22 protein-coding genes and 2 tRNA genes are annotated in these 24,547 nt (G+C 58.7%); 13 read left to right on the forward strand and 11 right to left on the reverse strand.

Features of this window, described 5'->3' with window-relative positions; translation table 11 throughout:
• Positions 1-529: 529 nt before the first annotated feature.
• From purE to IPK79_06015, 3 genes are read left to right on the forward strand one after another with little or no spacing between them, the layout of a single operon-like run.
• On the forward strand, positions 530-1,036 hold the full coding sequence (purE, locus tag IPK79_06005; GenBank protein ID MBK8189988.1) for a 5-(carboxyamino)imidazole ribonucleotide mutase: 507 nt from the start codon (positions 530-532) through the stop codon (positions 1,034-1,036).
• Positions 1,036-2,259 carry a 5-(carboxyamino)imidazole ribonucleotide synthase gene (locus IPK79_06010; protein ID MBK8189989.1) on the forward strand — a complete coding sequence of 408 codons (1,224 nt, stop codon included), beginning with the start codon at positions 1,036-1,038 and terminating at the stop codon, positions 2,257-2,259. The genes purE and IPK79_06010 overlap by 1 nt, the downstream gene beginning before the upstream one ends.
• Positions 2,256-3,056, forward strand: a complete 801-nt coding sequence (locus IPK79_06015) for a M24 family metallopeptidase (GenBank protein ID MBK8189990.1) — start codon at positions 2,256-2,258, stop codon at positions 3,054-3,056. The genes IPK79_06010 and IPK79_06015 overlap by 4 nt, the downstream gene beginning before the upstream one ends.
• 13 nt (positions 3,057-3,069) lie before the next feature.
• Here the strand turns inward: IPK79_06015 and rmuC are convergent, their stop codons facing one another.
• Genes rmuC through IPK79_06035 form a run of 4 tightly spaced genes read right to left on the reverse strand, consistent with a single transcriptional unit; the run spans position 3,070 to position 8,232 of the window.
• Entirely contained in the window at positions 3,070-4,350 is a 1,281-nt protein-coding gene (gene rmuC / locus IPK79_06020; protein MBK8189991.1) for a DNA recombination protein RmuC, read from the reverse strand.
• A 35-nt stretch (positions 4,351-4,385) separates the two neighbouring features.
• Entirely contained in the window at positions 4,386-5,933 is a 1,548-nt protein-coding gene (locus tag IPK79_06025) for a UDP-N-acetylmuramoyl-L-alanyl-D-glutamate--2,6-diaminopimelate ligase (protein ID MBK8189992.1), read from the reverse strand.
• 20 nt (positions 5,934-5,953) lie between these two features.
• On the reverse strand, positions 5,954-7,837 hold the full coding sequence (locus IPK79_06030; GenBank protein MBK8189993.1) for a penicillin-binding protein 2: 1,884 nt from the start codon (positions 7,835-7,837) through the stop codon (positions 5,954-5,956).
• Positions 7,838-7,842: 5 nt separating this feature from the next.
• Entirely contained in the window at positions 7,843-8,232 is a 390-nt protein-coding gene (locus IPK79_06035) for a hypothetical protein (protein MBK8189994.1), read from the reverse strand.
• A 28-nt stretch (positions 8,233-8,260) separates the two neighbouring features.
• Between IPK79_06035 and IPK79_06040 the strand changes: the two genes are divergently transcribed.
• Together IPK79_06040 and IPK79_06045 are read left to right on the forward strand one after the other, a co-directional pair.
• A complete protein-coding gene (locus IPK79_06040; GenBank protein ID MBK8189995.1) occupies positions 8,261-8,845 on the forward strand; it encodes a DUF4112 domain-containing protein in 585 nt (194 codons plus the stop codon).
• Between the two features lie 84 nt (positions 8,846-8,929).
• A tRNA-Val gene (locus IPK79_06045) sits at positions 8,930-9,004 on the forward strand.
• A gap of 197 nt (positions 9,005-9,201) precedes the next feature.
• On the opposite strand, the gene IPK79_06050 is transcribed toward IPK79_06045, so the two are convergent.
• Both IPK79_06050 and IPK79_06055 read right to left on the reverse strand, forming a co-directional pair.
• The gene (locus tag IPK79_06050; GenBank protein ID MBK8189996.1) at positions 9,202-10,848 is read right to left on the reverse strand and encodes a hypothetical protein; all 1,647 of its coding nucleotides are present in this window, start codon (positions 10,846-10,848) and stop codon (positions 9,202-9,204) included.
• A 356-nt stretch (positions 10,849-11,204) separates the two neighbouring features.
• Positions 11,205-11,438 carry a hypothetical protein gene (locus IPK79_06055; GenBank protein ID MBK8189997.1) on the reverse strand — a complete coding sequence of 78 codons (234 nt, stop codon included), beginning with the start codon at positions 11,436-11,438 and terminating at the stop codon, positions 11,205-11,207.
• On the opposite strand from IPK79_06055, the gene IPK79_06060 reads away from it, so the two are divergent.
• Positions 11,437-12,723: an MFS transporter gene (locus IPK79_06060; GenBank protein ID MBK8189998.1), complete on the forward strand. Its 1,287-nt coding sequence runs from the start codon at positions 11,437-11,439 to the stop codon at positions 12,721-12,723. The two genes, IPK79_06055 and IPK79_06060, sit on opposite strands and share 2 nt — an antisense overlap.
• Here IPK79_06060 and IPK79_06065 read toward each other — a convergent pair.
• Positions 12,695-13,618, reverse strand: coding sequence for a filamentous hemagglutinin N-terminal domain-containing protein (locus IPK79_06065; GenBank protein ID MBK8189999.1), 924 nt, complete (start codon positions 13,616-13,618; stop codon positions 12,695-12,697). The two genes, IPK79_06060 and IPK79_06065, sit on opposite strands and share 29 nt — an antisense overlap.
• 353 nt (positions 13,619-13,971) lie before the next feature.
• The gene (locus IPK79_06070) at positions 13,972-14,373 is read right to left on the reverse strand and encodes a hypothetical protein (protein ID MBK8190000.1); all 402 of its coding nucleotides are present in this window, start codon (positions 14,371-14,373) and stop codon (positions 13,972-13,974) included.
• Between the two features lie 238 nt (positions 14,374-14,611).
• Here IPK79_06070 and IPK79_06075 point away from each other — a divergent pair.
• Together IPK79_06075 and IPK79_06080 are read left to right on the forward strand one after the other, a co-directional pair.
• Positions 14,612-14,685, forward strand: a tRNA-Met gene (locus IPK79_06075).
• Between the two features lie 57 nt (positions 14,686-14,742).
• Complete coding sequence (locus tag IPK79_06080; GenBank protein MBK8190001.1) at positions 14,743-15,000, forward strand: hypothetical protein; 258 nt, start codon at positions 14,743-14,745, stop codon at positions 14,998-15,000.
• Positions 15,001-15,030: 30 nt separating this feature from the next.
• On the opposite strand, the gene IPK79_06085 is transcribed toward IPK79_06080, so the two are convergent.
• Entirely contained in the window at positions 15,031-15,870 is an 840-nt protein-coding gene (locus IPK79_06085) for a methyltransferase (GenBank protein MBK8190002.1), read from the reverse strand.
• A gap of 210 nt (positions 15,871-16,080) precedes the next feature.
• Between IPK79_06085 and IPK79_06090 the strand changes: the two genes are divergently transcribed.
• Positions 16,081-16,641 carry a hypothetical protein gene (locus IPK79_06090; protein ID MBK8190003.1) on the forward strand — a complete coding sequence of 187 codons (561 nt, stop codon included), beginning with the start codon at positions 16,081-16,083 and terminating at the stop codon, positions 16,639-16,641.
• Positions 16,642-16,725: 84 nt separating this feature from the next.
• Positions 16,726-18,993, forward strand: a complete 2,268-nt coding sequence (locus tag IPK79_06095; protein MBK8190004.1) for an aconitate hydratase — start codon at positions 16,726-16,728, stop codon at positions 18,991-18,993.
• Positions 18,994-19,071: 78 nt separating this feature from the next.
• Here IPK79_06095 and IPK79_06100 read toward each other — a convergent pair whose 3' ends face one another.
• Positions 19,072-19,401, reverse strand: a complete 330-nt coding sequence (locus IPK79_06100; protein MBK8190005.1) for a hypothetical protein — start codon at positions 19,399-19,401, stop codon at positions 19,072-19,074.
• A 317-nt stretch (positions 19,402-19,718) separates the two neighbouring features.
• Here IPK79_06100 and glgX point away from each other — a divergent pair, with 317 nt between their 5' ends.
• The 3 genes from glgX to IPK79_06115 all read left to right on the forward strand — a co-directional run bounded on the left by glgX (position 19,719) and on the right by IPK79_06115 (position 24,019).
• On the forward strand, positions 19,719-21,851 hold the full coding sequence (gene glgX / locus IPK79_06105) for a glycogen debranching protein GlgX (GenBank protein MBK8190006.1): 2,133 nt from the start codon (positions 19,719-19,721) through the stop codon (positions 21,849-21,851).
• 90 nt (positions 21,852-21,941) lie between these two features.
• Entirely contained in the window at positions 21,942-23,159 is a 1,218-nt protein-coding gene (locus tag IPK79_06110; protein MBK8190007.1) for an aminotransferase class I/II-fold pyridoxal phosphate-dependent enzyme, read from the forward strand.
• Positions 23,156-24,019, forward strand: a complete 864-nt coding sequence (locus IPK79_06115) for a shikimate dehydrogenase (protein ID MBK8190008.1) — start codon at positions 23,156-23,158, stop codon at positions 24,017-24,019. The genes IPK79_06110 and IPK79_06115 overlap by 4 nt, the downstream gene beginning before the upstream one ends.
• Positions 24,020-24,041: 22 nt before the next feature.
• Here IPK79_06115 and IPK79_06120 read toward each other — a convergent pair whose 3' ends face one another.
• Entirely contained in the window at positions 24,042-24,545 is a 504-nt protein-coding gene (locus IPK79_06120; GenBank protein ID MBK8190009.1) for a chemotaxis protein CheD, read from the reverse strand.
• Positions 24,546-24,547 lie beyond the last annotated feature (2 nt).

A 24,547-nucleotide genomic window follows, 5' to 3' on the forward strand; every position in this document is an offset into this window, starting at 1 on the left:
GCGCTTCCTAACCTGTTCTTTCGCCTAATCGCCCGAAGGCGTCCTAACCTCGAAACACGCAAGCGCAACTTACGCCAAATCTAACGCAAGGCAAGCTAAACGCACCCGACCCCGCTGCTCTCACTCGCCAATGGAGACCCCATGACCAGTGCGCGCCTGGAAACAGATGTAAACTGACTCTCCTAGATAATGCGGGGCGCATCCGCCGAAAATCGCCTGTTGCCATGCGTTCGGCGTCAACAGGGTTATCTTAATACTCTGCGCGGCGCCTGTAAAGTCATGAATATTCGGTTTTTATGGAATCGGCGGGGGCGGGCTTTTTGGGTAATATCATCGGCGTAACGGCCTCCGGGGGGACTCGTTGGCGATCGCCCCGCCCATGGCGCGCGTCCTGGCGGTTACGGCTTTGGTTGATAGCTGCTGATAACAAGAGCGCTTGATGCGCGATCCCTGTCGTCTTTCACGCTAAAATAGGCCTGATGGGTTTTGAGCGCTTTCTCACCAGCGCGCGTGACGGGAGATTCTGCTGATGTCTGGCCAAACGCAACCGTGGGTCGCGATTATTATGGGAAGCCAGTCCGACTGGGAGACCATGCGCCATGCCAGCGAGACGCTGCAGACGCTGGACGTTGCCCATGAGTGCCGCGTCGTATCGGCTCACCGCACCCCGCAGGCGATGGCCCAATTTGCCGAAGAGGCGGAATCGCGCGGTATTCAGGTGATTATTGCCGGCGCAGGCGGCGCGGCGCATCTGCCCGGCATGACGGCGTCTCATACGGCGCTGCCCGTTATCGGCGTGCCGGTGATGAGCCAGGCCCTGCACGGCGTCGATTCGCTCCTGTCGATTGTTCAGATGCCTGGCGGCGTCCCTGTGGCGACGATGGCGATCGGCAAGGCGGGCGCCATTAACGCAGCATTGATGGCTGCAGCGATCCTGGGCCGCTGGCGACCGGAAATTCTGGCGGCGTACCGGGCGTATCGTCAGCGCCAGACCGAGGCCGTCATCGAGACGGCGATGATTCAGGAAAGCCTGTGATGCGCGCCTCATCGCCTCAAACCGTCGGAATTCTGGGCGCGGGTCAGCTCGGAATGATGCTGGCCGAAGCGGCGCACGCGCTCGGGCTGCGCGCCCTCACCTTCGCGCCGGAAGACGATGCGCCAGCGGATCGCGTCGCAAACGGACGCATCCGCGCAGGGTATGACGATAACGAGGCGCTGGCGCGTTTTGCGGCGCAGATAGATGTCGCCACGCTTGAATTTGAAAATATCCCGGTCAGCGCGTTGACCCGTCTTGCAGCCCAAAAGCTGGTTTTTCCCGGCCAACAGGCGCTTTTTGTCGCCCAGCACCGTTTGCGTGAAAAAACCTTTCTGGCGGGCCATGGCTTCCCATTGACCCCATTTCTGCCCGTCGGCGCGCCGGATGAGCTACCCTGCGCCTTCGCAACGCTGGGCGGCGATGCTTGCATCCTGAAAACCGCCGCCTTTGGCTACGACGGCAAGGGACAATACCCCGTGTCGGACGCGGCCCAAGCCGAGGCCTTGATGCGATCGCTATCGCAAGCGACGTGTGTCGATCGTGGCCCGTGGGTGCTGGAGCGCCGCGTCGATTTCATGGCCGAGTGCTCGATGATTGCCGCCCGGCGCGTCATCCCCGGGCAAGACGCTTGTGACATCACGCATTTCGGCCTGATTGAAAATCATCATCGCGCCGGGATCCTCGATTGGTCGATGAGTCCGGCCCTATCGCTGGCGGATCTGGAAGAAACCGCCGCCAAACTGACTGGCGATCTCATGGCGGCGCTCGATTACACCGGCATCCTGTGCGTGGAGCTGTTTGTGACTCGCGATCGTCGTCTTTTAATTAACGAAATTGCGCCGCGCGTGCATAATTCGGGTCACCTCACGCGCGAAGGCTTTGTGGACAGTCAATTCGCTTGTCATCTTCAGGCGGGCTGCGGCCTTGCCTTTGGCCCGGTCGTCAGGCGAGCGCCCGCAGCGGCGATGGTTAATCTGCTGGGCGATTTATGGTTTGCCGGCGCAAACGCCGCCCCGCAAGAGCCTGATTGGACGGCGCTGAAAGCCTTTCCTGACGCCGCGCTGACGCTCTACGGAAAACCGGAGGCCCGATCGGGGCGCAAGATGGGCCATCTGGTCGTCACCGGAGAGCACCCGCACGCATGCGTCGCGCAAGCCCTTGCGGCGCGCGAAGCCTTGACGGCGACAGCGGCGACGGCTGCATCGCAATCCCGCTGCCCGTGAGTCGTTTGAACCGAAGCGATCGCGCGGCATTGATGGCTGCGGCGCAAGCGGCTGGCGAAACCTGTGACGCCGCGATTGCCCTGGCTCAAGCCGGAATGCTTGCCTCCACCGGCGATCTGGAAGACGTTGTGAATCGCTTGCTGCGCGAACACCGCGCCAGCGCCCCGTTTAAAAGCTTTGAAGGCTTTGGGTTTGCCTGCTGCGTCTCTCTGAATGCGGAAATCGTCAACGGTCCGCCCTTACCGGCGCGTCCCTTGCAGGCTGGCGACCTGTTGAGCGTGGCAGTGGGCGCGCAGATTCGAGGGTTTCATGGCAAGGCTGCCAGAACGGTCTATCTCGGCGGCGATACGCCGCCGCCGGACGTGACGCGCTTGTTGACGGGGACGCGCGCCGTGTTTGATCGCTTGCGCGAGAATCCTGCCGGATGTAAGCGTATTGGCGACCTCGGGGCGTGGATTCGCCACGCTGCTGATGCGTATGACCTGCGCGTGGTGGTCGACAGCGGCGGTTGGGGTATCGGCAAGCGCCTGCATCAGGATCCGCCCGCGCCCAATCTGGCGCACGGGCCCGGCGTCGATGCGCTGGATCTGCCGTTGACGCCCGATCTGGCGCTGACCCTGATGCCCATGATGACGCTGGGCGCAGAGGGCGCGTTTATCATCGCCGAAGACGGCTGGACGCAAGTCAGCGCCGATGGCGCGCTGACGGCGCATTTCGCCGAAACCTTGCTGGTGAGCGCAGACGGGATTGAAATCATCAGCGCGTCGGGTTGCTCGCCGTCTCTGGCAGAAGGCTGACGCTGAAAAACGCTTATTCTGACGCTGTGAGAGCCGCCGCCAGCACCAAAGGCTCGACCTCGCCCAGCGTTTCGGGGAGCGGATTTTTGGAAGCGCAGCCCAGCGTTTCGAATTTACGCAATTGCGGCAGCAGTCGACTGGACATCGAGCGCTGGGCGTCCTGATACCCGTTGACCACGGTGTTGAGGCCTGCGCCGAGCCGTTCGAACTTCTGCACAAACGTCACTGCGCGCTTGTGCAATTCTTCGCCAATTTGCCGGATTTCCTCGGCGTCGCGCGACAGTCGGACCTGACGCCATTCGTAGGCCACGGCCTTGAGAATCGCCATCAGAATCAGTGGACTGGCCAGAATGACGTTGCGACGAAAGGCGCTTTCCATTAGATCCGGGCGGGTTTCCAAGGCGACGCGCAGCATCGATTCGCGCGGGACGAACAGGACGACAAAATCGACGCTTTCTTTCACCTGGGCTTCATAGGCTTTGGCGCTGAGCTTGCCGATTTCGGCTTCGAGCGCGCGGGCGTGACGGCTGCGTTCTTCCTGCAGCGCGGCCTCGTCGCCGCTGAGATCGGCCATGCGCTCCAGTGCGCCTAGCAGGGTTTTGGCGTCAATCAACAGGCAACGTCCGTTGGTCAGCGGGATTTTAATATCGGGGCGCAGCGCGCCGACGCTCACCTGCTCTTCAAACGTGACGCCGGAGGCTTCCAGCAATCGCGCTAACTCCAGTTCGCCCCAATCGCCGCGTCCTTTGCTGTTGCTCAGCGCGTCGGCGAGTTGGCGATTCACCCCTAAGAAGGTCTCCAGTTGCGTTTTGAGCGAGAGGGTTTCTTTATCCTGGCGTTCCACCAGCTCTTTCAGGGGTTTTAACATGGCGTCAATGGCGGATACTTCCTGACGTCGCTCTTTTTCGGCCACGGCGTCGAGATCGGCGAGTCGATCTTTCAGGACTTTTTGACTGAGGGTTTCAAAGGCCTCGCGGAGCTGCTCACGCAGCGGCGTCATTTCCGCCTGAAGCGCCTGCAAGCGCGTCTGAGCCGTCAGGGCCTGCTCGCGCGTTTCCTGCAGTTCGCGCGCGCGGGTCTGTAGCGCAATGTCTTGCTGGCTGAGCGCTTCGGTGATTCGGGCCGCGTCCGCTTCCAGATGAGCGATCAGACCGCGCTGACGCTCAGTGTCAAGATCGGACGCGGCCCGCGCGCGCGTCCAGCGGCGATCGAGAATCATCCAGCAAAGCCCGCCGCCTGCCAGCGCGCCCAGCGTGAGGGCGATGAAAGCGGTTTCCCAATTCCATATCAGCATCAGCGGCCTCGATTCCTTCTATTGAGAGGGTTCTATCACGGACGGCTGGCTTCAGCGCGCCGACTGGCCAGGTACTGTTGCGCTTCTTCGCGATCGTCAAAGTGAATAGCGCCATCGGCCAGAAGTTGGTAGTCTTCGTGGCCTTTGCCGGCCAGCACCACGACGTCGCGCGGCCCGGCCCCGTCGATGGCCTGACGAATCGCCGATCGCCGATCGGCGTTTACCGCCATGCGCTGGGCGTCAAACGTCTGAATGCCGCTGAGGATATCGCTGATAATCTGCTGAGGATCTTCGCTGCGCGGATTATCGGAGGTGACGATCACCGCATCGGCGAGACGTTCGGCAATCGCGCCCATTTTGGGGCGCTTGGTGGCGTCGCGATCGCCGCCGCAGCCAAACACCACCCATAAACGGCCGCCGCTGGGCGTGACTTGCCTGGCCGCCGCCAGCACGTTTTCCAGCCCGTCGGGGGTGTGGGCGTAATCGACAATCACCGCCGGTTCGCTGGCCACCACTTCAAAGCGTCCGCGCACCCCGCGCACGGCTGCCAGAGAATCGGCTGCGGCGGCCAGCGGTACGCCCATCGCCAGCGCGCCTGCCAGGGCCGCCAGCGCGTTATACACGCTAAAACGACCGGCGATTAGCAGCGTCACGAGCCGTTCGCCTTGCGGCGTGACGGCTCTGAACGACGCGCCATCAATCGTATAGGTCGCCTCCACGGCGCGGACGTCCGCGCTAGGATTCTCCAGCGCGTAGGTCAGCGGATGAATCCCGGGTGGGCAGGCCTCTAAAAACGTCTGCGCCCACGGGTCGTCCAGATTAATTACGGCGGCGGCTGGCGGCGTCAGTCCGCTGAACAACAACGCTTTGGCGCTGGCGTAATCGGCCATTGTCCGGTGAAAATCCAGATGATCCTGCGTGAGATTGGTAATGATGGCGCACTGAAAGCGACACCCGTACACGCGGCGCTGGCTCAGCGCATGAGAACTGACCTCCATCACGACCGTATCCGCCCCCGCGTCGCGCATCTGCGCCAGCGTAGCCTGTAGATCTTCAGCCATCGGCGTGGTGTGGCCCGTGGATTCATACGCGTCGGGCTCCGCCGCTGCGTCGCCCGCCATGCGCTGGCCCAGCGTCCCCACCAGCCCCACGCGTCGCCCGACGTCGCGTAGAATGGTCTCCAGCAAATGGGTCACAGTGGTTTTGCCGTTGGTCCCGGTGACGCCGACGAGGGTCAAGGCGCGTCCCGGCTCGCCGTAAAACTGGCTGCACAGCGCGCCCAGCGCCAACGCCGCATCGTCTGCGGTGATCAGCGCGGCTCCAGCGTCGCGGCAGGCGGCCTCGAACTGCGCTGCGCGACTGCTCGAGGCGATGATAGCGGCAGCGCCCGCCGCGAGCGCGCTGGAAATATAACGATGCCCATCGGCGTGTTCACCCGCCAGCGCCACAAAGGCGAATCCGGGGCGCACGCGACGGGAATCCGCCGTTACGCCGGTAATCTCGGGATCGCCGTCCCCTATCGACGTCAAGACAGGCTTCGACACAATAGACGAGAGGGGGCGCGTCAGCGTGGTGAGTTTCATGAGAGGGGCTTGCCTTTCCTCTAAAGCTTGGGAAGCTTGCGTTCGATGGATTTCTGCGACAGTTTTGCCGGATTAATGCCCAGATATGGCATGGTCTCGTCGGCGATGGCCTTGAAAATAGGCCCTGCGACCGTACTTCCCCACGATTCTGCCATAGTGGGACTGTCAATCACCACCATCATCAGCGCGCGCGGGGCTTCAGCGGGATAATACCCAATAAACGAGGTAAAGCGCTGATTGGTATATCCGCGCCCGCCTTCGACCGGCTTGCGGGACGTGCCGGTTTTTCCGGCGACCGACACGCCTTCCAGGCGAACGGTCGATGTTTTCTGCCGATCGATGCTCTGGCGAAGCAAATCGGTCAGGCTGTCGGCGGTTTGGGCGGAAATTACGCGTCGTTGTACGCGTTGATGACGGTTGGCGATGATATAGGGCATATTCCAGATGCCGTGATTGGCGATCGCCGCCACGCCTGCGGCCATTTGCAACGGCGTGGCCGCCAGCCCGTACCCAAAGCCGATATTGGCATGCGTGGATTCAGACCATTCGCTAATCGGCAGCAAGATGCCGCGCGATTCGCCGGGGAGATCGACCCCGGTGCGCTTGCCCATGCCAAAGGCGCGCAGCAGATTGTACTGCGGTTCTTTGGGCATCATCATCGAGATCTTGGCGCTGCCGATGTTGCTGGAGTGCTCAAACAGAGAGACCAGATCAATCATGCCGGGATGCGGGCGTCGGTAGTAATCGTAGTTCTCGATGGTCCAGCCGCCGATTTTCATGCGCCCCGTGTCCAGAATGCGAGAATCAGGGCGCACCACGCCGGTTTCAAGTCCGCAGGCGACCGTGATAATTTTCATCGTAGAGCCGGGCGGATAGACGTCTGTCACGGCCCAGTTTTTAAGGGTTTCTGCTGACGTTTTGCCAAAATGCAGGGGGTCATACGTGGGCCAGACGGCGAAGGCCAGAATCTCGCCGGTTTGCGGATTCAGCATAATCACCGCGCCGCGCAACGCCTTGCTCCGCGCAATGCCAGCGGCCAGCTCGCGTTCGGCGACAAACTGAATCCGTGAATCTATCGTTAAATGGGCGTCTTCTGCTTTAGGTTCTCGCAGAACCATCTCCAGATTGACTTTGTCCAGATTCATCACGCCGCCCTTGCCGTCCAATTCGGCGACGCCCAAGCCCTGAGGCGGTTTTTTCAGAATATCGCGCGCGCTCCATTCGACGCCTGCGCTGATATCGGCCTCATCGTTAACATACCCAAGCAGATGCCCGGCCAAAGTGCCTTGCGGATAATTGCGCACCGGCTTCTTGGCGATATCCATGCCGGGAATGGGGATGCGTCGGGTTAACGGGCGTCCCTGATCGTCGGTCAGCGGCAGGCCGGTTTTGGGATGTTTCAGCGGCAGGACGACGCGCGCGCTTTGAATGCGGTCGATCACCGCGCGCGGCAGGTCGCGCGCCAGCCGAATCGTCGGAAACTGATCCGCAGGCTGAGAAAGCAGCCCCGCGACGCGCTCAAATGGAAGATTTGCAGGCATGGCAAGCGCCGGGGCCAGCGCCGCCGCCACCTGATAAGGCGAGGCTTTGAAAAAATAGCGCGGGTGCGCGTATAAATCGTATAAAAACGTGTCTTCCGCCAGAATCACCCCGTTACGATCCAGAATCCGTCCGCGATTATACAGATTGGCAGACGAGCTGCGCGCTTTTCGCGCCTTCTGCTCCAGATTGGCGGCATCCCAAACCTGAACGTAAAAAAGCCGGCATGCGACCGCCGCGCCCAATGCCGCCAGCAGAACGAACGCTGCAGCAAAGCGCCTCTGGCGACGACGTCCCGCTGCATCGGACGCAGATGCGCGATCCAGACGCGCGCGGCTGCCGCTAGGGCGAGAAGGCGAAGGCATCGGCGCTAGTATCCATAGGTTTTGGGCGCGGGAGGGCGTTGTAGCAAGGCGGCGGAAAACACGAACGGCGCTGGTTCTGCGGGGGCGGCGACTTCAATGACTTCTTCCGGCAGGTGCAGGGTCGGCGCCTGTGCGGCGGCCGACTGGATGTTCTGGAACGATTGCAGGCGATTCAAGCGCGCCTGTAGATTGCGGTTATCTTCATTCATCTGGCGCGCGCGCTTCATCGTGCGGTTGATGCCCGTTTCATAATGAACCACGGTTCCATACAAGGCAATCGCCACGCAGACGCCTACCAGAAACGCCGCGCCCAGAACCACGCACACCAGTCGCAACTGTCGTACGCCGCGCGAGGGTTTAAAATCTCCCTGAATCAGCAGCCGCCGGGTCTTCATGTCGAATGTCGCTCCAGGCTCTCTTTCCGTGCCGCGCCCGCTGGGCGTTGTTTCTATTATCGCGACGGAAGTCGACGCTGGCAACGATTCTTTCTATAATGTCACTATGCTCCCATTCATGCCAAAGCGCTTCAATCGTCCTTCGACCGTGCTGGCCGCGTCTGACGATACCCCGCCGCCGCGTTGCCTGCGGGCTGCGCGCGGGATTGCCTGGCTGCTGGACGATGGGATTCGTCTGCCTTTCTTTAATATTCGCATTGGTCTTGATCCGCTGCTGGGTCTGCTTCCTTTTTGGGGCGACTGGGTGAGCTTTGCGCTCTCGTTGTACTTGATAGGCGTCGCGTTTTATTTACGCGCGCCCAGCTTGTTGCTGCGTCGTCTGGCGTTTAACGTATTGCTCGATCAGGCCGTGGGCCTTGTGCCGGTGGTGGGCGACCTGCTGGATTTCGGCGTGAAGTCCAACCGACTGAACCTGACCTTGTTGGAGCGCTGGGTGCGCGATCCTGAGGGCTTTACGCTAGGCCCGCCGCCTCTGCTGAACCAGAAGATTTTTCCGTTCCTGCTCCGCGCGTTGCGAGCCCGAAAGCGCGTGGTGAAGGCCGGTTCGGCGTAAGCTGCCTGCTCAGCGATCGTTTTAAAAAAACAGGGGTGACGTCTCACCGTCTCCACAGTATGATAGAGCCTGCCAAGACGCGTTGGGCGGTTAGCGCAGCGGTAGCGCACTTCCTTCACACGGAAGGGGTCACTGGTTCGAATCCAGTACCGCCCACCACTTACTTGGCTGGGAGTAGGAACGTTTAATGGACCTGTTGTCTATATTTTCTGTGGCATTCGGTGGGTTTTGTTTAGGCCTTTTTTAAGTCCCCTTGCCTCATGAATTATTACATATTTAGTTTTTTGTATGCCGTCTTCTGCTATCCAACCAATTGTGGATCGCCTTTCGGTTAAATCAATAACGCCTTGATGTCATCAGACCTTAATATATTCAGTTCTAAAGAGTGGATGGACACTCCATAAGGTTTCATTTTTTAGGTCAAGATCAATTACATCAGTTTTCAGTGCGGATTCAAAATGGATTGACCCGTCATTTGCGCACTTCCCAATGAACCCTACTTTAAATAAAACCTTTATCAGTTCTTTGATTTTATAATCGTCGCTCTTGTGTGGTGATGAAAATATATCCTGCATGTAATCGTCGTCAGTTGATTTTGCCATTATATGTCTCTCAATAGTTTTAAATTCATTCAGAAGATTTTGAGTGGTAAATTCATTACCAATGTCGCTTACAGATATAAAATAACCTTCCAAATTATGGTAAACATTTTTCCATTCATGGCTCAATGCCTGCATTCTTCGCGAGCGAAAATTTTCTTCGGCTGCGATAATATGTTTCGCCTCTATTTTTGACGAGCTGTCAGCTTCTATAATACAGTTGTTGACAAAATCAATAACATCTCTCGGTCGCATCATGGAGCGTTCTAATATATATGTGTGTGCGCTTTTCCCCTCGATGGAAACATTAAAAATATCATTAAATTTTACACTTTGTCTGCGACTATACTGTCTTTCGAAAAGACGGTTTATCCTTGTGTCGAGCATATCTGTAAGTCTTAATGCGCTCCAGTTTAGTTTTATGATGAATGCATCATCCTTTTCTACTTGTCGGTTTGAAAGCAAGCAGGTTTTATAGTGCAAATCGCTTCTCAGTGCGATAATAATCTTTAAATTTGGTATGTCTGAGAAAGTTCTGATAGAAGTCATTAATGCGTTAATTAATTTGTACTTGGCATCCTCGTCAATCCAATCTTGATCTAAGTCATCTACAAGAACAACTATTTTTTTTTGAAAATTTTCTTTAAAATGCGCCGCAAGTATCTCGACAATATTCTCGAGATGTTTTAGTTGCTCCTTGTTTACGTAAGAGCTCGCAGCGGTTTGTATTTCTCTCCTTTCGCTTGAAGAAAGATCGGCGCTCGAAGTTAAGAAATTCATAATGGCAGCTTTGCTATCTAGTCCTGCCTGGATTTCTGTCGTTACTTTCTCAGGAAACTCTTCAGAGAACCAAATTCCATTGTACTTGCTCAGGTAGTTTTTAATCTTTTTTATTTTTTCTGAGGGTCTCCCATGGGATAGGTGGTTGATAAATCTCTCAAGAGAAAAGCCTTCTCCCTCATCAAAAAAATAGCTTTTTATTATTTTTGATGTAATTTCGTGAAGCCACAAAAATTTATAAAATGCGTCAAAGTTAATTCCTTCTTTTTTAAGCCTGTCTAAGAAAGGCACATTTAAAATGTATTCAAGTGCAAATGTTTCTGGTCTAATGCAAATAGAAATGTCACTACTCTCTTTTATTTTTCTTAATAATGCCGTTTTCCCTGACCCTGTTCGGCCAAGTAAAATCATCTTGTTATTTGAAAAATCTACGAGCTCTTCGTATTCAGGTGTTTCAATGAAGCATTCGCTTAAGAATTCATCAGTCTCTGCCGCCTGATCTCCAATGTTCATGTTCTTTCTAAAAGTGATTTGAGGGTTGCTCATAATTAGTTGCCCAATATTATTGCCACTCTTTAAGAGTTTAGCACTTAATGCGAAATTTGATCTAAAGGGCACATTCATAAGACAGCTTCAATATGGGAATGTGGCAAATATTCAGTGTTGTGGATTTGGCCTACATATGATTCTCCGCCTAGGTAAAACATAAGGTCTGTATGTGTCTAAGCCATGGAGAGTACCTTCGAATAGTAAAAGGCTTCACACTTAAATCGAGTCAAATAGTGATGTATGCGCATATCAGAACTCTTTGGGAATCAGGTTCTGGCTTTTTCGGGAAAATGTTTGCCATAGGGAAAGACGGCGCATGTACAGGATAGTAATCCATGTACACCTGCTCTATTTTGATAAATAAGATTGTTCATGAGCATGCTTGCTTGTGTGGGTATTCCGAGTAAAAGTTAGTGGATTAGTATGGATTTTCAAGGTACTTCGAACATTGACTGATTGATGATAGCTGCAGTCATTTTTATTATGTTTGTAGCGATAGACTTCTGCTGAGAAGGCTTTTTTAACTGCTTTTGTGCTGCGATACCTACTGACTTTTCAGGACCTCTCTTCTCATTAGATTTGTCATCCCCAAAAGGCTTCCCTCGTCGAGGGCGCTTTGTTTTTGCTACAGTAAGGGCGTTGCGCTCGCAGAAAATCAGGCCCATGACGCCGCCCGCTATTGAACAATTGCACGCTCCTCAGGCTCCCGTGACCCGCGCGCCGGGTAAAGGATCCGCTATCGTCACGCTGGCCGCAGGCTTGCTGGTGATGACGGCGCTGGGCGTGGGGTACGGATGGAGCCTCTTTGTACCGGCGCTCATCCGCCAGTACGACTGGACGCATCAACAGGCCCAAACGGTCTTTGGCGCGCTGATTGCGATTTATTCGCTCACGATGATTGGCGTCGGCCCGCTGGTCTCGCGCTGGGGACCCAAGCCGCTAACGCTGATCAGCGCCGGGCTGTTTATTGCGGGGATGTCGATGGCTGCTGCGTCTGGCGGTCACTACCTCCCGACGCTGGCGGCGATTGGCGGGCTGGTGGGCGTCGGCGTCGGTTTTGGCTACGTCACCGCCCTGACCACGTGTATTGAGTGGTTTCCGAATCGCAAGGGCGCCATCGCCGGGCTGGTCGCGGCGGGCTTCGGCGGCGGCCCCATGCTGATGACGCTGACGCTGGAGCCCTTGTTAACGCGCGGCATGGATGTCCTCAAAGCTTTTGAGATACTGGCAATCGCCAACGGGGCGGCCCTGCTGCTGGGCGCCTTGCTGATACGCCGTGCGGCCAAATCCCCTGCGCGCCATCATTTCGCCGAGGGCGCGCCCCAACCGCCGGAATCTCCGAAAACAATCGGCGATACCCTGAAGAAGCCCGCCTTCTGGACGCTGTTTGTCGGGATGCTGGCCGATACCTTTACGGGGTTTCTGTTGATTGGCGCTATTAAGCCCATGGGGCTGGCCTTTGGATTCGACAGCGCCACGGCGGCGGCAGGCGTGTTATTTCTGGCGCTTGGGAATTGCGCAGGGCGCTTTGTCTGGGGGCTGATTGCCGATCGCTTTCACGCGCGCTCCATTCCGCTGTCGCTGGGGTGTCTGGCCCTGGCGCCGCTGTCTCTGCTGATGGGCGCCCATCAATCGGCGGCGTATTATCTGGGCGCGACGCTTACCGGCTTTTGCTTTGGCGCTGCGTTCTCGGTATACCCCAGCCAGATTGCGTCGCGCTTTGGGCTTGCGCGCGTGGCCACGCTTTATCCCCTTATCTTAATCGCTCAGGCCATGTCAGCGATTCTGGGCCCGCCCATCGGGGGATGGATTATCGATCACTGGAACCGCTACGACTTGCTGATTGCGCTGGCGGCGCTCTCATCGGCGCTGGGGCTTCTTATCGTGTGGATTCTGGACGCGCCCTTGCGTCGCGGGCGCGTTAAGGCGCCTCAATCAGGGGTAGCGTGATCGTGTCAAGGCTGTCGCCCTTGGGCTGCGAGCTGACGCGGTCGTCCTGCATCGGAATCGTCACCAGCATCGGCTCTGTCGAGGCGTGGTTTTCAGCCTCGGCGCGGATGACGCCGCTGATGGCGACATAAGGCGCATTCACCACGCCGGCGTTGCTGATGCGCAGGCGCGTATCGCCCGCCTCAATCGAATGCGGCTCGATAGCAAACGGCAGATTTGCGGCGATTTCTGGCGAATCGCTCAAGCCGTAGACGGTTTTTCCTGAGGACGCCCGGACGCGGCCCGACGGCGAAAACACAATGCCCGTGTTGTCAATGTCATCGGCAATCAGGTCGACCTGCCCTTTTTGAAAGGCTTGAATGACGCCACGGTTGCGCACGCTGCCGGAGCCGACGTCCAGCGGATGCGAAAATACCCAGCGATGACTTAAGAAGGCGGCATTTGAGAGCCCGTGCCACGACACCACGCAACCGGAAGCCTGAAGGGTGGCGCTGGGCTCAAGGACAACGCCGGCGCGACTGACGAGGACCATAACGCCATTGGCGTTGACGGCTCCCTGAATCGAGGCGGGCTTGCTGGCGTCCAACACCCGATTCAGCACCGAGGCGTTGGCGTTGGGCAGAATAAAATTGACGGTTTCGCCTGCCGCCACGTCAAACGAGCGCCACTCCAGAATAGCCTGCGCCGAGCGGATTTCAATATTCCAGACGTTCTCGCCATGGGTCACGCGAACATCCCCGCTGGCCACGCGCGGCTCTGTCGCAATCGCCCATCCGCCTGCCGATGCGCTCAGGCCCAAGAGGGCCAGCGCCAGCGTAACGCCTGTCGCCGCGCGCCGAATCGCCTGGGGCGCGAGCCCCTGAAAGGCGTTTTTAAGAAATGCGGGCGATTTCATCAGAAAGGTAATCCGCCGATGGCGCTGACAATTATGGAAGGCGATGGGCGCAGCGCATTACCCATTCGTATCATGGGTATCGACTGGTTCTTTAAATCCTTTAGAAGAGCCCTCATAGAGCGGATTTGAGAGGAAATGCCCTGTGCCGGATTTTACGGGCGAGCAGAACGACAAGGGGCGTAGCGCTTTGCGTGAGGGCTGCCTGCCTCATTGAAAGGCGCTGCGCGCAGACGTCGACGGGACGAAAGCGTATCCTCAGTTCTTGATATACCCGTTTTTGTATGCGTTAAAACAGCTTTGTGTCGACACATCGTTCTTTTGGCCCGGATCGGGTTGGGAGCGAAAGGGGGGAATCAGGCCATGGGAGACGGATCTTCCGAACCGGCCAGCGTCTCCTCGATCATGCGCACCACCGCCGGTAAAATCATCCGCTGAACTTCGACCGGACAATCCTTGAGCAGGCGCATGGCCGAGCGCAGGGTTTCATTGACGTCATACCAGCGACGTCGGCGGGAGCGGGCCTGCGGCGTGTCGCAATCGGCCAGCATGCGCTGAAGCGTTTCATGATCGACGGCGTCGTTTTCCACCACGCCCTCAAAGCCGCTCTGATGCTCGACGATAATCTTGATAATATTGAGCGCCACTTGCGCCTGATAGCGATCTTCGGCGTCGCGCAACTGCGCCATGGCGCGCCGCAAAGCGGGATCGCGGTCGTACCAGCGTAAGGCGTCGTCATCGCTGGCGGCAGGCGTCATGAGGCGGGTCCTTCTTGCAAAAACGGGATAAAAACAAATCCAGTCGACACGCCGCAAACGCGTGAGGCGTCCCACGCAGACATTGGCATAAATGCCTTCAGTGAGCGCGTATACAAGCGCCGCTCGCCAAAAACCTCTACCCCAAAGGGAGTGCGCGCCCTGTGCGTCGTCTCAACCCCCATTATACTGCCCGCCGCGTTGACAAGCGCCCTCCATTAAGACCATAATACTCCCGCTTGGCATAGTAGCTCAGTTGGTTAGAGCACACGGTTCATACCCGTGGTGTCGGTGGTTCGAATCCACCCTATGCCATTTTATTTTGGCATCCGGCCTGACATTCAGGCCTCCAATCCAGAGAGGCTTGCGGGTATGGCAGCTTTTTCGCCGCCGACGCTGAAAACAGCGCTAATTGTAATGATGCGCGCCTCGGCGCCTCTGGTGCTGTATCCCGATAACGCCGAAGCGCTTTACGAGGAATTAAAGGCTGTCATTCGCAACGCCAAGCCGTCGGCCCCCAAGCTGATAGAGAAAACGGCGAATGGTCCCCTCAAGCGCGTGGCGCTTCTCGACACCGAAATTACGGGCGTGTCGCTCCAAGTGGGCATGGCGCCGCCAGCGGGCTTGTAACATCGCGCCTAACGAGCGGGGGCGACGGGACTAATCGCGTTTTTCGTAGAGGCAGCCGGGCAGATGAAGCGTCGTCGCCGGGCCAAACGCCTGCTGCAGAAAGCCAAGGCATGCTTCACGCTGCTCGGCGGCTTCGGGTAAGTGATCGCCGCCCACTTCGCGGGCATGCTCAGGATACCCGGACAGCCACAACAGGCCGCCCGCCGGGAGGCTCTCATAGCAACGCTCTAAAACAGTCAACGGCTGGCGTACGTGCTCCAGCACCTCTCCGGCCAGAATAATATCCTGTGCGCCCAAATCGGGGTACAGATTGTCTTCGCTGACGGCAATCACGTCATGCGTCAGTCCTCGCTGCTCAAAGCGCCAGCGGGCAAAGTCCAGATTGCCGCCTTCGATATCGCACAAGGTGATGCGATAGCCAAAAACCGCCAGCGACAGGCCGTAATCGCCAACGCCGCAGCCATAGTCCAGAACCTTCAGGCGCGATCGAACAGCAGGCCGAAAACGTCCATTAAAATACTGTGCCAGTTTCGCCGCCACCGGAAAGCGGCTATAGGCCAATTGCATGCGCGCCGTATAGAAAAAGCGCGCGTCACGGTAATTGCGCATCAGGCCCGCGTCATCGCCGGTTTGCGTGAAGCAGGCTTCAAGCGCCGCTTTATCGCGGATGCTGGGGATGGCCATCGCCTCATCGGGCGTCAGGCGGTAAAAATCGCAGAATTCGCGCAAACGGTCGTCTGCCAGCGACAAGACGCCTTGCCGTAAGGTCTTTTTCGCCAGTGTCGGCTCATCCAGCGTCAGATTGTCGCGATCGAACAGCCACGAGCGCAGCTTGAGGGCGCGTTTTTCAAACGAGCGGCGCAAATGCATGGGTGAAGCGATCCTCCAGAGATCGGGGCGACAGGGCGCATCTTATCATAAATCTCCTGCATTGCCGCAGGGAGGCTCTGCTCGCTGCGCGCGCGGCTGTGGTACAATGCCGCCGGATTAGAGGCCGCAAGAACGAGAAGAAGCGCGAGAACCCGCGGCAAAAGAATCTAACAAGAGAATCTAATCTAAAAAGAGGAGACCCCCATGAGGATGCCCCCCGCCCTCCTGCTCCAAGGCGCGCTGTTAGGCGGCCTGACGCTGTTTCTGGTTTTCATGACCTCCTGGATGGCCCTGCCCTTTCATATGCAGGGACTGCGCGGATTCAAGGACGAAGCCGCCGTTGCCCGCGTCTTGCGCGACAATGCGCCCGTCCACGGCGTTTACATGATGCCGGGAATGCGCGCCGACGGCTCTCCAACGGTGGCTCACGGGCTGCCTAAAGTCTTTGCGTCGGTCTATCCGCCCGGATGCTCTGAAGCCAATATGCCGCGCTATCTCACCCTGGAGTTTCTGACGGATGTCGTCGCCGCAGGCTTGCTCACCGCCTTGCTGTTGATGGCGGGGCCTTTGACCTTTCGACAACGCGTGGCGTTTTCGGCGCTCACCGGCGCGTTGCTCGCGCTGGTCGCTTCGGCGCCCAACTGGAACTGGTGGCGCTTTACGGGAGATTACCTCTGGCCCGGCGTGATCGATGATCTGGTTGCCACCACGCTGTGCGGCGCGGTAATTGCCTGGCTAATCGGTCGCTGGGAACGCCGCGCATCGGCTTGACGCCTGCTGCGCTGACATCCGGCAGACGTCAGGCTAATCACCCGATTCATAACAAACTGCGATGAGATAAAGGAGTCCCTTGCGATGAGCGCCTCTGTGGTCCTGGCGAAAACCGTCTATGAAACCCTGTCTGCACGCCAGCAGGCGGCGCGCGCCATACTTGGGCGGGACGCGCTCACCACGGCGGAAAAAGTTCTTTACGCCCATTTGATTCCCGCCAGCGCGCCTGTGTCCATTATTCGCGGCCAGACGACGCTGACGCTTCAGCCGGATCGGGTGGCTATGCAGGACGCGACCGCTCAGATGGCCATTCTGCAGTTCATGCAGGCCGGTCGTCAGACGGTGGCCGTCCCCGCCACCGTGCATTGCGATCACCTGATTCGCGCGCAACTGGGCGCCGATGTCGATAACACGCGCGCTGAGCGTGATAATGCCGAGGTTTACGAGTTTTTGCGATCAGCGGCGGCCAAATATGGCATGGGATTCTGGAAGCCCGGCAGCGGCATTATTCACCAGGTCGTGCTGGAGCAGTACGCCTTTCCCGGTGGGCTGATGCTGGGCTCTGACAGCCACACTCCCAATGCGGGCGGCCTTGGCATGATTGCCATTGGCGTGGGCGGCGCAGACGTGGCCGACGTCATGGCTGGATTACCCTGGGAGGTCCGCGCGCCCAAGCTGATCGGCGTGCGTCTTACCGGGCGTCTGAGCGGCTGGACGACGCCAAAAGACGTGATTCTGCGCTTGTGCGGTCTATTGACCACCAAGGGCGGCGCCAACAAGATTGTGGAATACTTCGGCCCCGGATGCGACGCCATCAGCGCGACCGGCAAGGCGACCATCACCAATATGGGCGCAGAACTCGGGGCGACCACGTCGATTTTTCCTTACGACGCTAAAATGAGCGCTTATCTGCGCTCGACCGGCCGCAGCGAGATTGCAGATCTCGCCGACGCCCATGCCGCTTTCCTGCGCGCCGATGCCGAGGTGCTGCAACATCCCGAAAATTACTATGATGAGCTCGTCGAAATCGATCTCACTACCTTGGAGCCGCATGTCGTCGGCCCGCATACGCCGGATCGCGCCCGTCCTATTTCCGACTTTGCGGCTGAAATCAAAAAAGAAGGCTGGCCTGAGCGCCTGAGCGCCGCTTTAATCGGCAGCTGCACGAATTCTTCTTACGAGGATATGGAGCGGGCGGCCCATATTGCGCGTCAGGCGCGCGCCGCAGGGCTGCGCGCGCGCAGCACCCTGTGGATTACGCCGGGCTCTGAGCAGGTGCGCCAGACCATCGAGCGAGATGGCCAACTGGCCGATTTTGAAGCTGTTGGCGCCGTTACGCTATCCAACGCCTGCGGACCCTGCATCGGGAACTGGGATCGTCGGGATTTGACGCCGGGTCAGCCCAACGCGATTTTGACGTCTTTTAACCGCAATTTTCCGCGCCGAAACGACGGCAGCGCCGATACGCTGGCGTTCATCGCCAGCCCGGATGTAGTCATGGCGCTGGCAATTGCCGGATCCGCCGTGTTTAATCCGCTTGCCGACGAGGTGGCCGACGGCCTCAAGCTGACCCCTCCCGTTGCGCCGGAACTTCCTCCGGACGGGTTTGCGCTCAGCAGCGTCGGATACGAGCCGCCGCCGGTCGATCGCCAGGGGCTGACGGTCGCCGTGTCGCCGGATAGCCAGCGTCTGGAGCTGCTGGCGCCCTTTACGCCGTGGGACGGTCAGGATTTTATCGCCTTGCCCGTCTTACTGAAAACGCAGGGCCAAACCACTACGGATCACATTTCTCCCGCCGGAAAAGACTGGCTGCCGTTGCGCGGGCATCTGTCCGGCATCAGCCATAACATGCTGCTGGGCGCGGTCGACGCCGACACGGGGGTTCCCGCCGAGGCCGTCTCGATGACGGTGTGCGGCGTCGAGCGCGGGGCGTCGCCCTGGGCTCTGAAAGCGCTGGCCTATAAGGCCGCCGGTCAGGGCTTCGTCATTGTCGGCGATGAAAACTACGGCGAAGGCAGCAGCCGCGAACATGCCGCCATGACCCCGCGTTTTCTGGGATGTAAAGCGGTCCTGGCGCGCAGCTTTGCGCGGATTCACGAAACCAACCTCAAAAAGCAGGGCGTCTTGCCGCTGACCTTCCTGAATCCCGCCGACTATCAGCGGATTTCTAAGGGCGACGCGATTACTATCGCGGGTCTGGCTGATCTGGCTCCCGGAGAACCCGTGTCGATTAGCGTCACGCGGGCAGATGGATCGCAGCAGTCCATGAACGTGCGTCATTCGCTGACGGCTGAACAAATTGCGTGGTTTCGCGCGGGCTCGGCGATGAATGCGGCTAACGCGCCGCGTTAACGCCGTTAAAACGCCCGCCTGTGATAACGCCGGAATGAAACGAGTCATCCCGGCGTTAGAGAGTGTTCTTTTCAGAAATTACCAGCGGTCGCGGCGGTAAGCGTTCGGGTGATGGCGACGCCCTTCCCATCCGCGATGCCAGCCATTATCGTAGCGATCGCGTTGCGCCCAGGGGGGAGGGCCGCCGCGCCAGCCGCCCGTTCTGCAGGGACGGCGCTGCCCGCCATAATAATTGCGGTAATCGCCGCGATACGCCATATAAGGAGGCGGATCGACGTTATAGCGCCACCAGTTTTGCGCGCGGTATTCTTCGCGCTCGCGGTGACGATCCCGGGCGTCGGCCTGACCGCTGGAGGCGGCGAAACCGAAAGCGAGTAACAAGGCGCAGGCCAAGGCCAGCCGTTTCATAGGCGAGTCTCCTCAATATTAACAAGTAGGGAAATCAATCCGTCAATCGAAATAGCACGGTATCTGATGACGCTGCTGCGGGCGACGCGAGCCCCTTTCCTCTCTTTACGCGCGCGTCTGGTAAAAAGTTTCAAGATCGAAAATCGCGATTGCGCGCCTTCCAAATCCAGCGCAATGGTTGCGGCCCTGTTGATCTGGACCGACAAATTCCTCTCCAAAAGATCCCCCGTGAAGCCTTCGCCGGCAGGGGATTTTTGCAGTATGCTGAAAGTGGGTTTTAGGACGCAGCCACCAGCACAGAGAGGCGAAGCTGTCGTATGCGGGTTTTTCCGGGACGCCCCTATCCGCTGGGCGCGACGTTTGACGGGTTGGGCGTCAATTTTGCGATTTTCTCCTCCAACGCCCATAGCGTGGAACTTTGTCTGTTTGACAAAGAGACCGCTACGCGCGAATCCCGACGCATTGAACTGCCCGAATATACCGATCAGGTCTGGCATGGCTATCTGCCCGACGTGGGGCCGGGACAGCTCTACGGCTACCGGGTTTATGGCCCCTACGAACCCGAGCGCGGCCTGCGATTTAATCCCAACAAGCTGTTGGTTGATCCCTACGCCAAGGCCATTGCGCGGCCCATGAAGTGGCACGACGCGATGTTTGGCTATCGCCGAGGCTCACGCGCCGAAGACATCTCGCTGGATCCGCGCAACAACGCCGCCTATGCGCCTTTGTGCGCGGTGATTGACCAGGCCTTTACCTGGGGCGACGATCGGCCCCCGCGCACGCCGTGGCATAAAACCGTCATCTATGAAGCGCACGTCAAGGGCATGACGATGCAACATCCCGACGTCCCCGAAGAACTGCGCGGAACCTATGCGGGTCTGGTGACGCGCCCTGTGCTGCGGCATCTCAAGTCGCTGGGCGTCACGGCGGTCGAGTTGCTGCCGATTCATCATCGTATTAACGAGCAGTTTCTCGAAGACATGGGGCTTACCAATTACTGGGGCTATAATACGCTCTCGTATTTCGCCCCCGACCTGCGCTTCGCCTCGCAAAGCGGTTGGGCGGCGGCCATTCGGGAATTCAAAATGATGGTGCGCGCCCTTCATTCAGAAGGCATCGAGGTGATTCTCGATGTGGTTTACAACCACACCGCCGAAGGCAATCATCTGGGGCCGACGCTATCGTTTCGTGGCATCGACAATCCCGCCTATTACCGTCTGTCGGACACCGAGCCGCGCTATTACAAGGATTTCACCGGCTGCGGCAACACGCTCAACATGCAGCACCCGCGCGTCCTGCAATTGATCATGGACAGCCTGCGCTACTGGATTCAGGAAATGCATGTCGACGGCTTCCGTTTTGATCTCGCCAGTTCGCTGGCGCGCGAACTGCATGAGGTCGACAAGCTGGGCGCGTTTTTCGATATCATCCATCAGGATCCCGTGATTTCCCAGACCAAGCTCATTGCAGAGCCGTGGGATCTGGGCGTCGGCGGTTATCAGGTCGGGAATTTCCCGGTGCTGTGGACCGAGTGGAACGGAAAATACCGCGATTCCATGCGCTCTTTCTGGAAGGGCGATGGCGGGCGCGTGAGCGATCTGGCCACGCGATTTGCGGGCAGCAGCGACCTGTATCAGGAAGATGGCCGCCTGCCGCACGCCAGCATTAATTTTATTACCTGTCACGACGGCTTCACGATGTCCGATCTCGTCAGCTACAACATGAAACACAATGAAGCCAATCAAGAGGACAACCGCGACGGCGATAACCATAACCTGAGCTGGAATTGCGGTGTGGAAGGCGAGACCGACGACCCGGAAACCCTGATGCTACGCGCGCGCCAGATGCGCAACATGATGGCGACGCTGCTGCTGTCGATGGGCGTGCCCATGATTTCCGGCGGCGATGAAATGGCGCGCACGCAATGGGGCAATAACAACGCCTATTGCCAGGACAACGAGATTAGTTGGACCCGTTGGACGCTGACCCCTGAGGAAGAGTCTTTTCTCGAATTTACGCGGCGGATGGTGCGCCTGCGCTTGAATCAACCGGTGTTGCACCGGCGGAAATTCTTGCTGGGGCGTGAGTGTCAGCGCAACGGATACCGGGATATCTACTGGTTTTCGGCCTCCGGGCATTTAATGAGCGATCGTCAGTGGTTTGACCCGTATAACCATTTTTTGGGCGCGCTGCTCGACGGCGACGCCATTCACGAGATGGACGAGGCAGGATGCCCCTTGCAAGGCGACACGCTGCTGATTCTGATGAATGGCGGCGCGGACGCCGTGAGCTTCTCGCTGCCGCATCATCGCGACGGGGTGCAGTGGCGCTTGATCGAAAATACGGCGGATCCGCCGCCCGACGCCGTGCCGCAATTGCCTGCCGGCGAAATCTTTGTTGTCAGCGGTCGCAGCCTGTGCATTTTTCAGATGCGCGTCGCAAGCGAGTAGCGCGGGCGCGGCGTTGAACGTGCGGCATCTTTGAGATAGCCTGCCGATATCCGGTGAACTGAAATCCCCTTTTTGCGAGAGCCTTTCGCTATGTCTGACGCGCCCTCTGGTCATCACGCCCCCTCCGTCGCCTTTGAAACCCGCGTGCTGGAAGAAGCCCCCAATGAGTTCGGCGCCGTGGTCGCGCCGGTGTATCGCAGCAGCACGTATCGGATTGCAGACGTGCGCCAGCCGCTCAATCAGCAAGACGGCTACGTCTATGCGCGCTTTGGCAACCCCAATGTACGCTTGCTCGAAGAGAAACTCGCCGCGCTGGAAGGCGGCCGCCATGGCCTGTGCTTTGCCAGCGGCATGGGCGCCATTTCGACATTCTGTCTGGCGATCCTGCGCGCAGGCGATCACCTGCTCTGTGACCGCATTGTGTACGCTGGTACGCGCCATTTCCTGACCATGGTACTCGCTGCAGATTTCGGCGTCGAGGTCGAGTTTGTAGATTTCCGCGACCCGCAGGCCTTACAGGCGGCCTTACGACCCCAGACGCGTCTGGTTTATTGCGAATCGCCGACCAATCCGACGATGGACGTCCTTGATCTGGCGGCCCTGGCCGCAATTGCAAAAGAAGGCGGCGCGCCTCTGGTGGTGGATAATACCTTTGCCAGCCCCTATCTCCAGAATCCGCTGGCGTTGGGCGCAGAGGCGGTCTTGCACAGCCTGACCAAGTACATCGGCGGGCATAGTAACGAGATCGGCGGGGCGATTATTCTTAAGGACGATGGCCCGACCCGCCAGGAGCCGTCCTGGATTCAGCGCTTGCGCCTGTATCAGACGATGATCGGCGCGACGCTGTCGCCGGATGCCGCATGGCAACTGAATCAAGGCATCAAAACCCTGCCGCTGCGCATGCGCGCTCATTGCGAGAATGCCATGGCGCTGGCGCGATTTTTGCAGGGACATCCGCAGGTTCGTGACGTATTTTATCCCGGGCTGCCGTCTCATCCGGCTCATGAAATCGTAAAACGCCAGATGCCAAGAGGCTTCGGCGGGATGCTCGCTTTCGAGACGCGGGGCGGATTATCGCAGGCCCGCGCGTTTCTGGCGGAAATTGGCCCGCCGTATACGACGGCCGTCAGTCTGGGAGGCGTGGAAAGCCTGATTTGCGGCGGTCAGGCGCTTTATCCTACTCTGGACGAAGACGCGCTGACGGCGATGGGGGTGGCCCCGGGTTTAATCCGCGTCTCAGCGGGCGTCGAGGCCATTGACGATCTGACGCGCGAAATGGACCGCGCCTTGAACGCCGTCGCGCCATGACATCGCCTTGGCAACTGGGCGTGATTGGTCATCCGATCGGCCATTCGCTCTCACCCGCGATGCATCGCCTGTTTCTGGAGCGCGCCGGAATGGCCGGCGACTATCTCGCCTATGACGCGCCGCCCGAGACGCTGGCGATGCGGCTGGCTGCGCTGGCGCAATCGGGCTTGCGCGGGCTCAACGTGACGATTCCCCATAAACGTGCGGTTATCCCGCACCTGACCCGCGTGGCGCCAGATGCGCAGGTGATTCAGGCCGTGAATACGATTGTCTTTCATCGCGATGGGGCGCGAGAAGGCCTGAATACCGATATTGCCGGATTCTGGAACAGCCTGCCTCCGCGCGCGCAGCAATACGCCGTTGAAGGCCATACCCTGCTGCTGGGCGCTGGGGGCGCGTCGCGCGCGGCGTTGGCGGCGCTCATCGAACGCGGGGCCCAGCGTCTCACGCTGGCCGTGCGTAATCCCGATCGCGCTTACGATGCGCTGATGGCCGCCGATGACCTGTGTCGTCGCGCGCATTCGGCCTGCGACATTTTGCTGATGGCGCTTTCGGATCTCGCCTCGCTGGGGTCGTATTCACTGGTAATCAACGCCACGTCCATCGGCATGGGCGATTCCGGGCTGACGCCGTTGAACGCCAGCCAGTTGACCTCGCTGCCCGATGCGTCGTTTGTATACGACGTGGTGTATGGCCGCCGTCCCACGCGCCTGATTCGTGAATGCGAGTCGCTGGGAATCGAGGCGTGTGACGGGTTGTGGATGTTGGTGCGCCAAGGCGCTGATGCTTTCGAGCGCTGGACGGGCGCGACGGTCAATGAAGAGGCGGCCCGGGCGGCCTATGACCTGCTTCGCGCTTAAGGCTTGTCGGGCCTGAGTCGGTCTAAATTTCGTACTCTTCCTGCCCGGCCACGGTAATCAGTAGTTTGCCCAGACCGATGTGAAATTTCAGCTTGCGGCCCTTGTTGCCGCCGACGTCGGCTTTTTCCATCGTGACGCCTTCGCGCGAGAGCGCCGCGCGAATAGCGACCGCGTTGCGCGTGCCGATGTTCAGACTATTGGCCGCGCCGCCGCCGAAGTTAAACAGTTGCGCCCCGCCCGCAATTCGCGCCGAGATCTGGGCGCGATCCGCGCCGCCTTCGGCGAGTTTTTCCAGCAGAGCGGGAATCGCCGTGTCGGCGTACTTGCCGATGGCGTCTTCTTCCACCAATCCCACTTGCGTGCTATCGGGCAACAGAATATGCGCCACGCCGCCGATGACGCTCTTTTTGTCGTACATCACCACGGCGATGGCCGAGCTGAGCGAGGGAATCGTAAACATCATCGCCTTGTTGGCGCTGATACGAATCTCGCCGATGGCCACGTCTTCGGTCAGTTGAATGGGCATGG

The organism is Vampirovibrionales bacterium, assembly GCA_016712355.1.
GTDB lineage: Bacteria > Cyanobacteriota > Vampirovibrionia > Vampirovibrionales > Vampirovibrionaceae > JADJRF01.

Bases quoted from the DNA above. Each gene is read 5' to 3' on its own strand.
- purE (MBK8189988.1), top strand. From the start codon at position 530: ATGTCTGGCCAAACGCAACCGTGGGTCGCGATTATTATGGGAAGCCAG.
- IPK79_06010 (MBK8189989.1), top strand. From the start codon at position 1,036: ATGCGCGCCTCATCGCCTCAAACCGTCGGAATTCTGGGCGCGGGTCAG.
- rmuC (MBK8189991.1), bottom strand. From the start codon at position 4,350: ATGCTGATATGGAATTGGGAAACCGCTTTCATCGCCCTCACGCTGGGC.
- IPK79_06025 (MBK8189992.1), bottom strand. From the start codon at position 5,933: ATGAAACTCACCACGCTGACGCGCCCCCTCTCGTCTATTGTGTCGAAG.
- IPK79_06030 (MBK8189993.1), bottom strand. From the start codon at position 7,837: ATGCCTTCGCCTTCTCGCCCTAGCGGCAGCCGCGCGCGTCTGGATCGC.
- IPK79_06035 (MBK8189994.1), bottom strand. From the start codon at position 8,232: ATGAAGACCCGGCGGCTGCTGATTCAGGGAGATTTTAAACCCTCGCGC.
- IPK79_06050 (MBK8189996.1), bottom strand. From the start codon at position 10,848: ATGAATGTGCCCTTTAGATCAAATTTCGCATTAAGTGCTAAACTCTTA.
- IPK79_06060 (MBK8189998.1), top strand. From the start codon at position 11,437: ATGACGCCGCCCGCTATTGAACAATTGCACGCTCCTCAGGCTCCCGTG.
- IPK79_06055 (MBK8189997.1), bottom strand. From the start codon at position 11,438: ATGGGCCTGATTTTCTGCGAGCGCAACGCCCTTACTGTAGCAAAAACA.
- IPK79_06065 (MBK8189999.1), bottom strand. From the start codon at position 13,618: ATGAAATCGCCCGCATTTCTTAAAAACGCCTTTCAGGGGCTCGCGCCC.
- IPK79_06070 (MBK8190000.1), bottom strand. From the start codon at position 14,373: ATGACGCCTGCCGCCAGCGATGACGACGCCTTACGCTGGTACGACCGC.
- IPK79_06080 (MBK8190001.1), top strand. From the start codon at position 14,743: ATGGCAGCTTTTTCGCCGCCGACGCTGAAAACAGCGCTAATTGTAATG.
- IPK79_06085 (MBK8190002.1), bottom strand. From the start codon at position 15,870: ATGCATTTGCGCCGCTCGTTTGAAAAACGCGCCCTCAAGCTGCGCTCG.
- IPK79_06090 (MBK8190003.1), top strand. From the start codon at position 16,081: ATGCCCCCCGCCCTCCTGCTCCAAGGCGCGCTGTTAGGCGGCCTGACG.
- IPK79_06095 (MBK8190004.1), top strand. From the start codon at position 16,726: ATGAGCGCCTCTGTGGTCCTGGCGAAAACCGTCTATGAAACCCTGTCT.
- IPK79_06100 (MBK8190005.1), bottom strand. From the start codon at position 19,401: ATGAAACGGCTGGCCTTGGCCTGCGCCTTGTTACTCGCTTTCGGTTTC.
- glgX (MBK8190006.1), top strand. From the start codon at position 19,719: ATGCGGGTTTTTCCGGGACGCCCCTATCCGCTGGGCGCGACGTTTGAC.
- IPK79_06110 (MBK8190007.1), top strand. From the start codon at position 21,942: ATGTCTGACGCGCCCTCTGGTCATCACGCCCCCTCCGTCGCCTTTGAA.
- IPK79_06115 (MBK8190008.1), top strand. From the start codon at position 23,156: ATGACATCGCCTTGGCAACTGGGCGTGATTGGTCATCCGATCGGCCAT.
- IPK79_06120 (MBK8190009.1), bottom strand. From the start codon at position 24,545: ATGCCCATTCAACTGACCGAAGACGTGGCCATCGGCGAGATTCGTATC.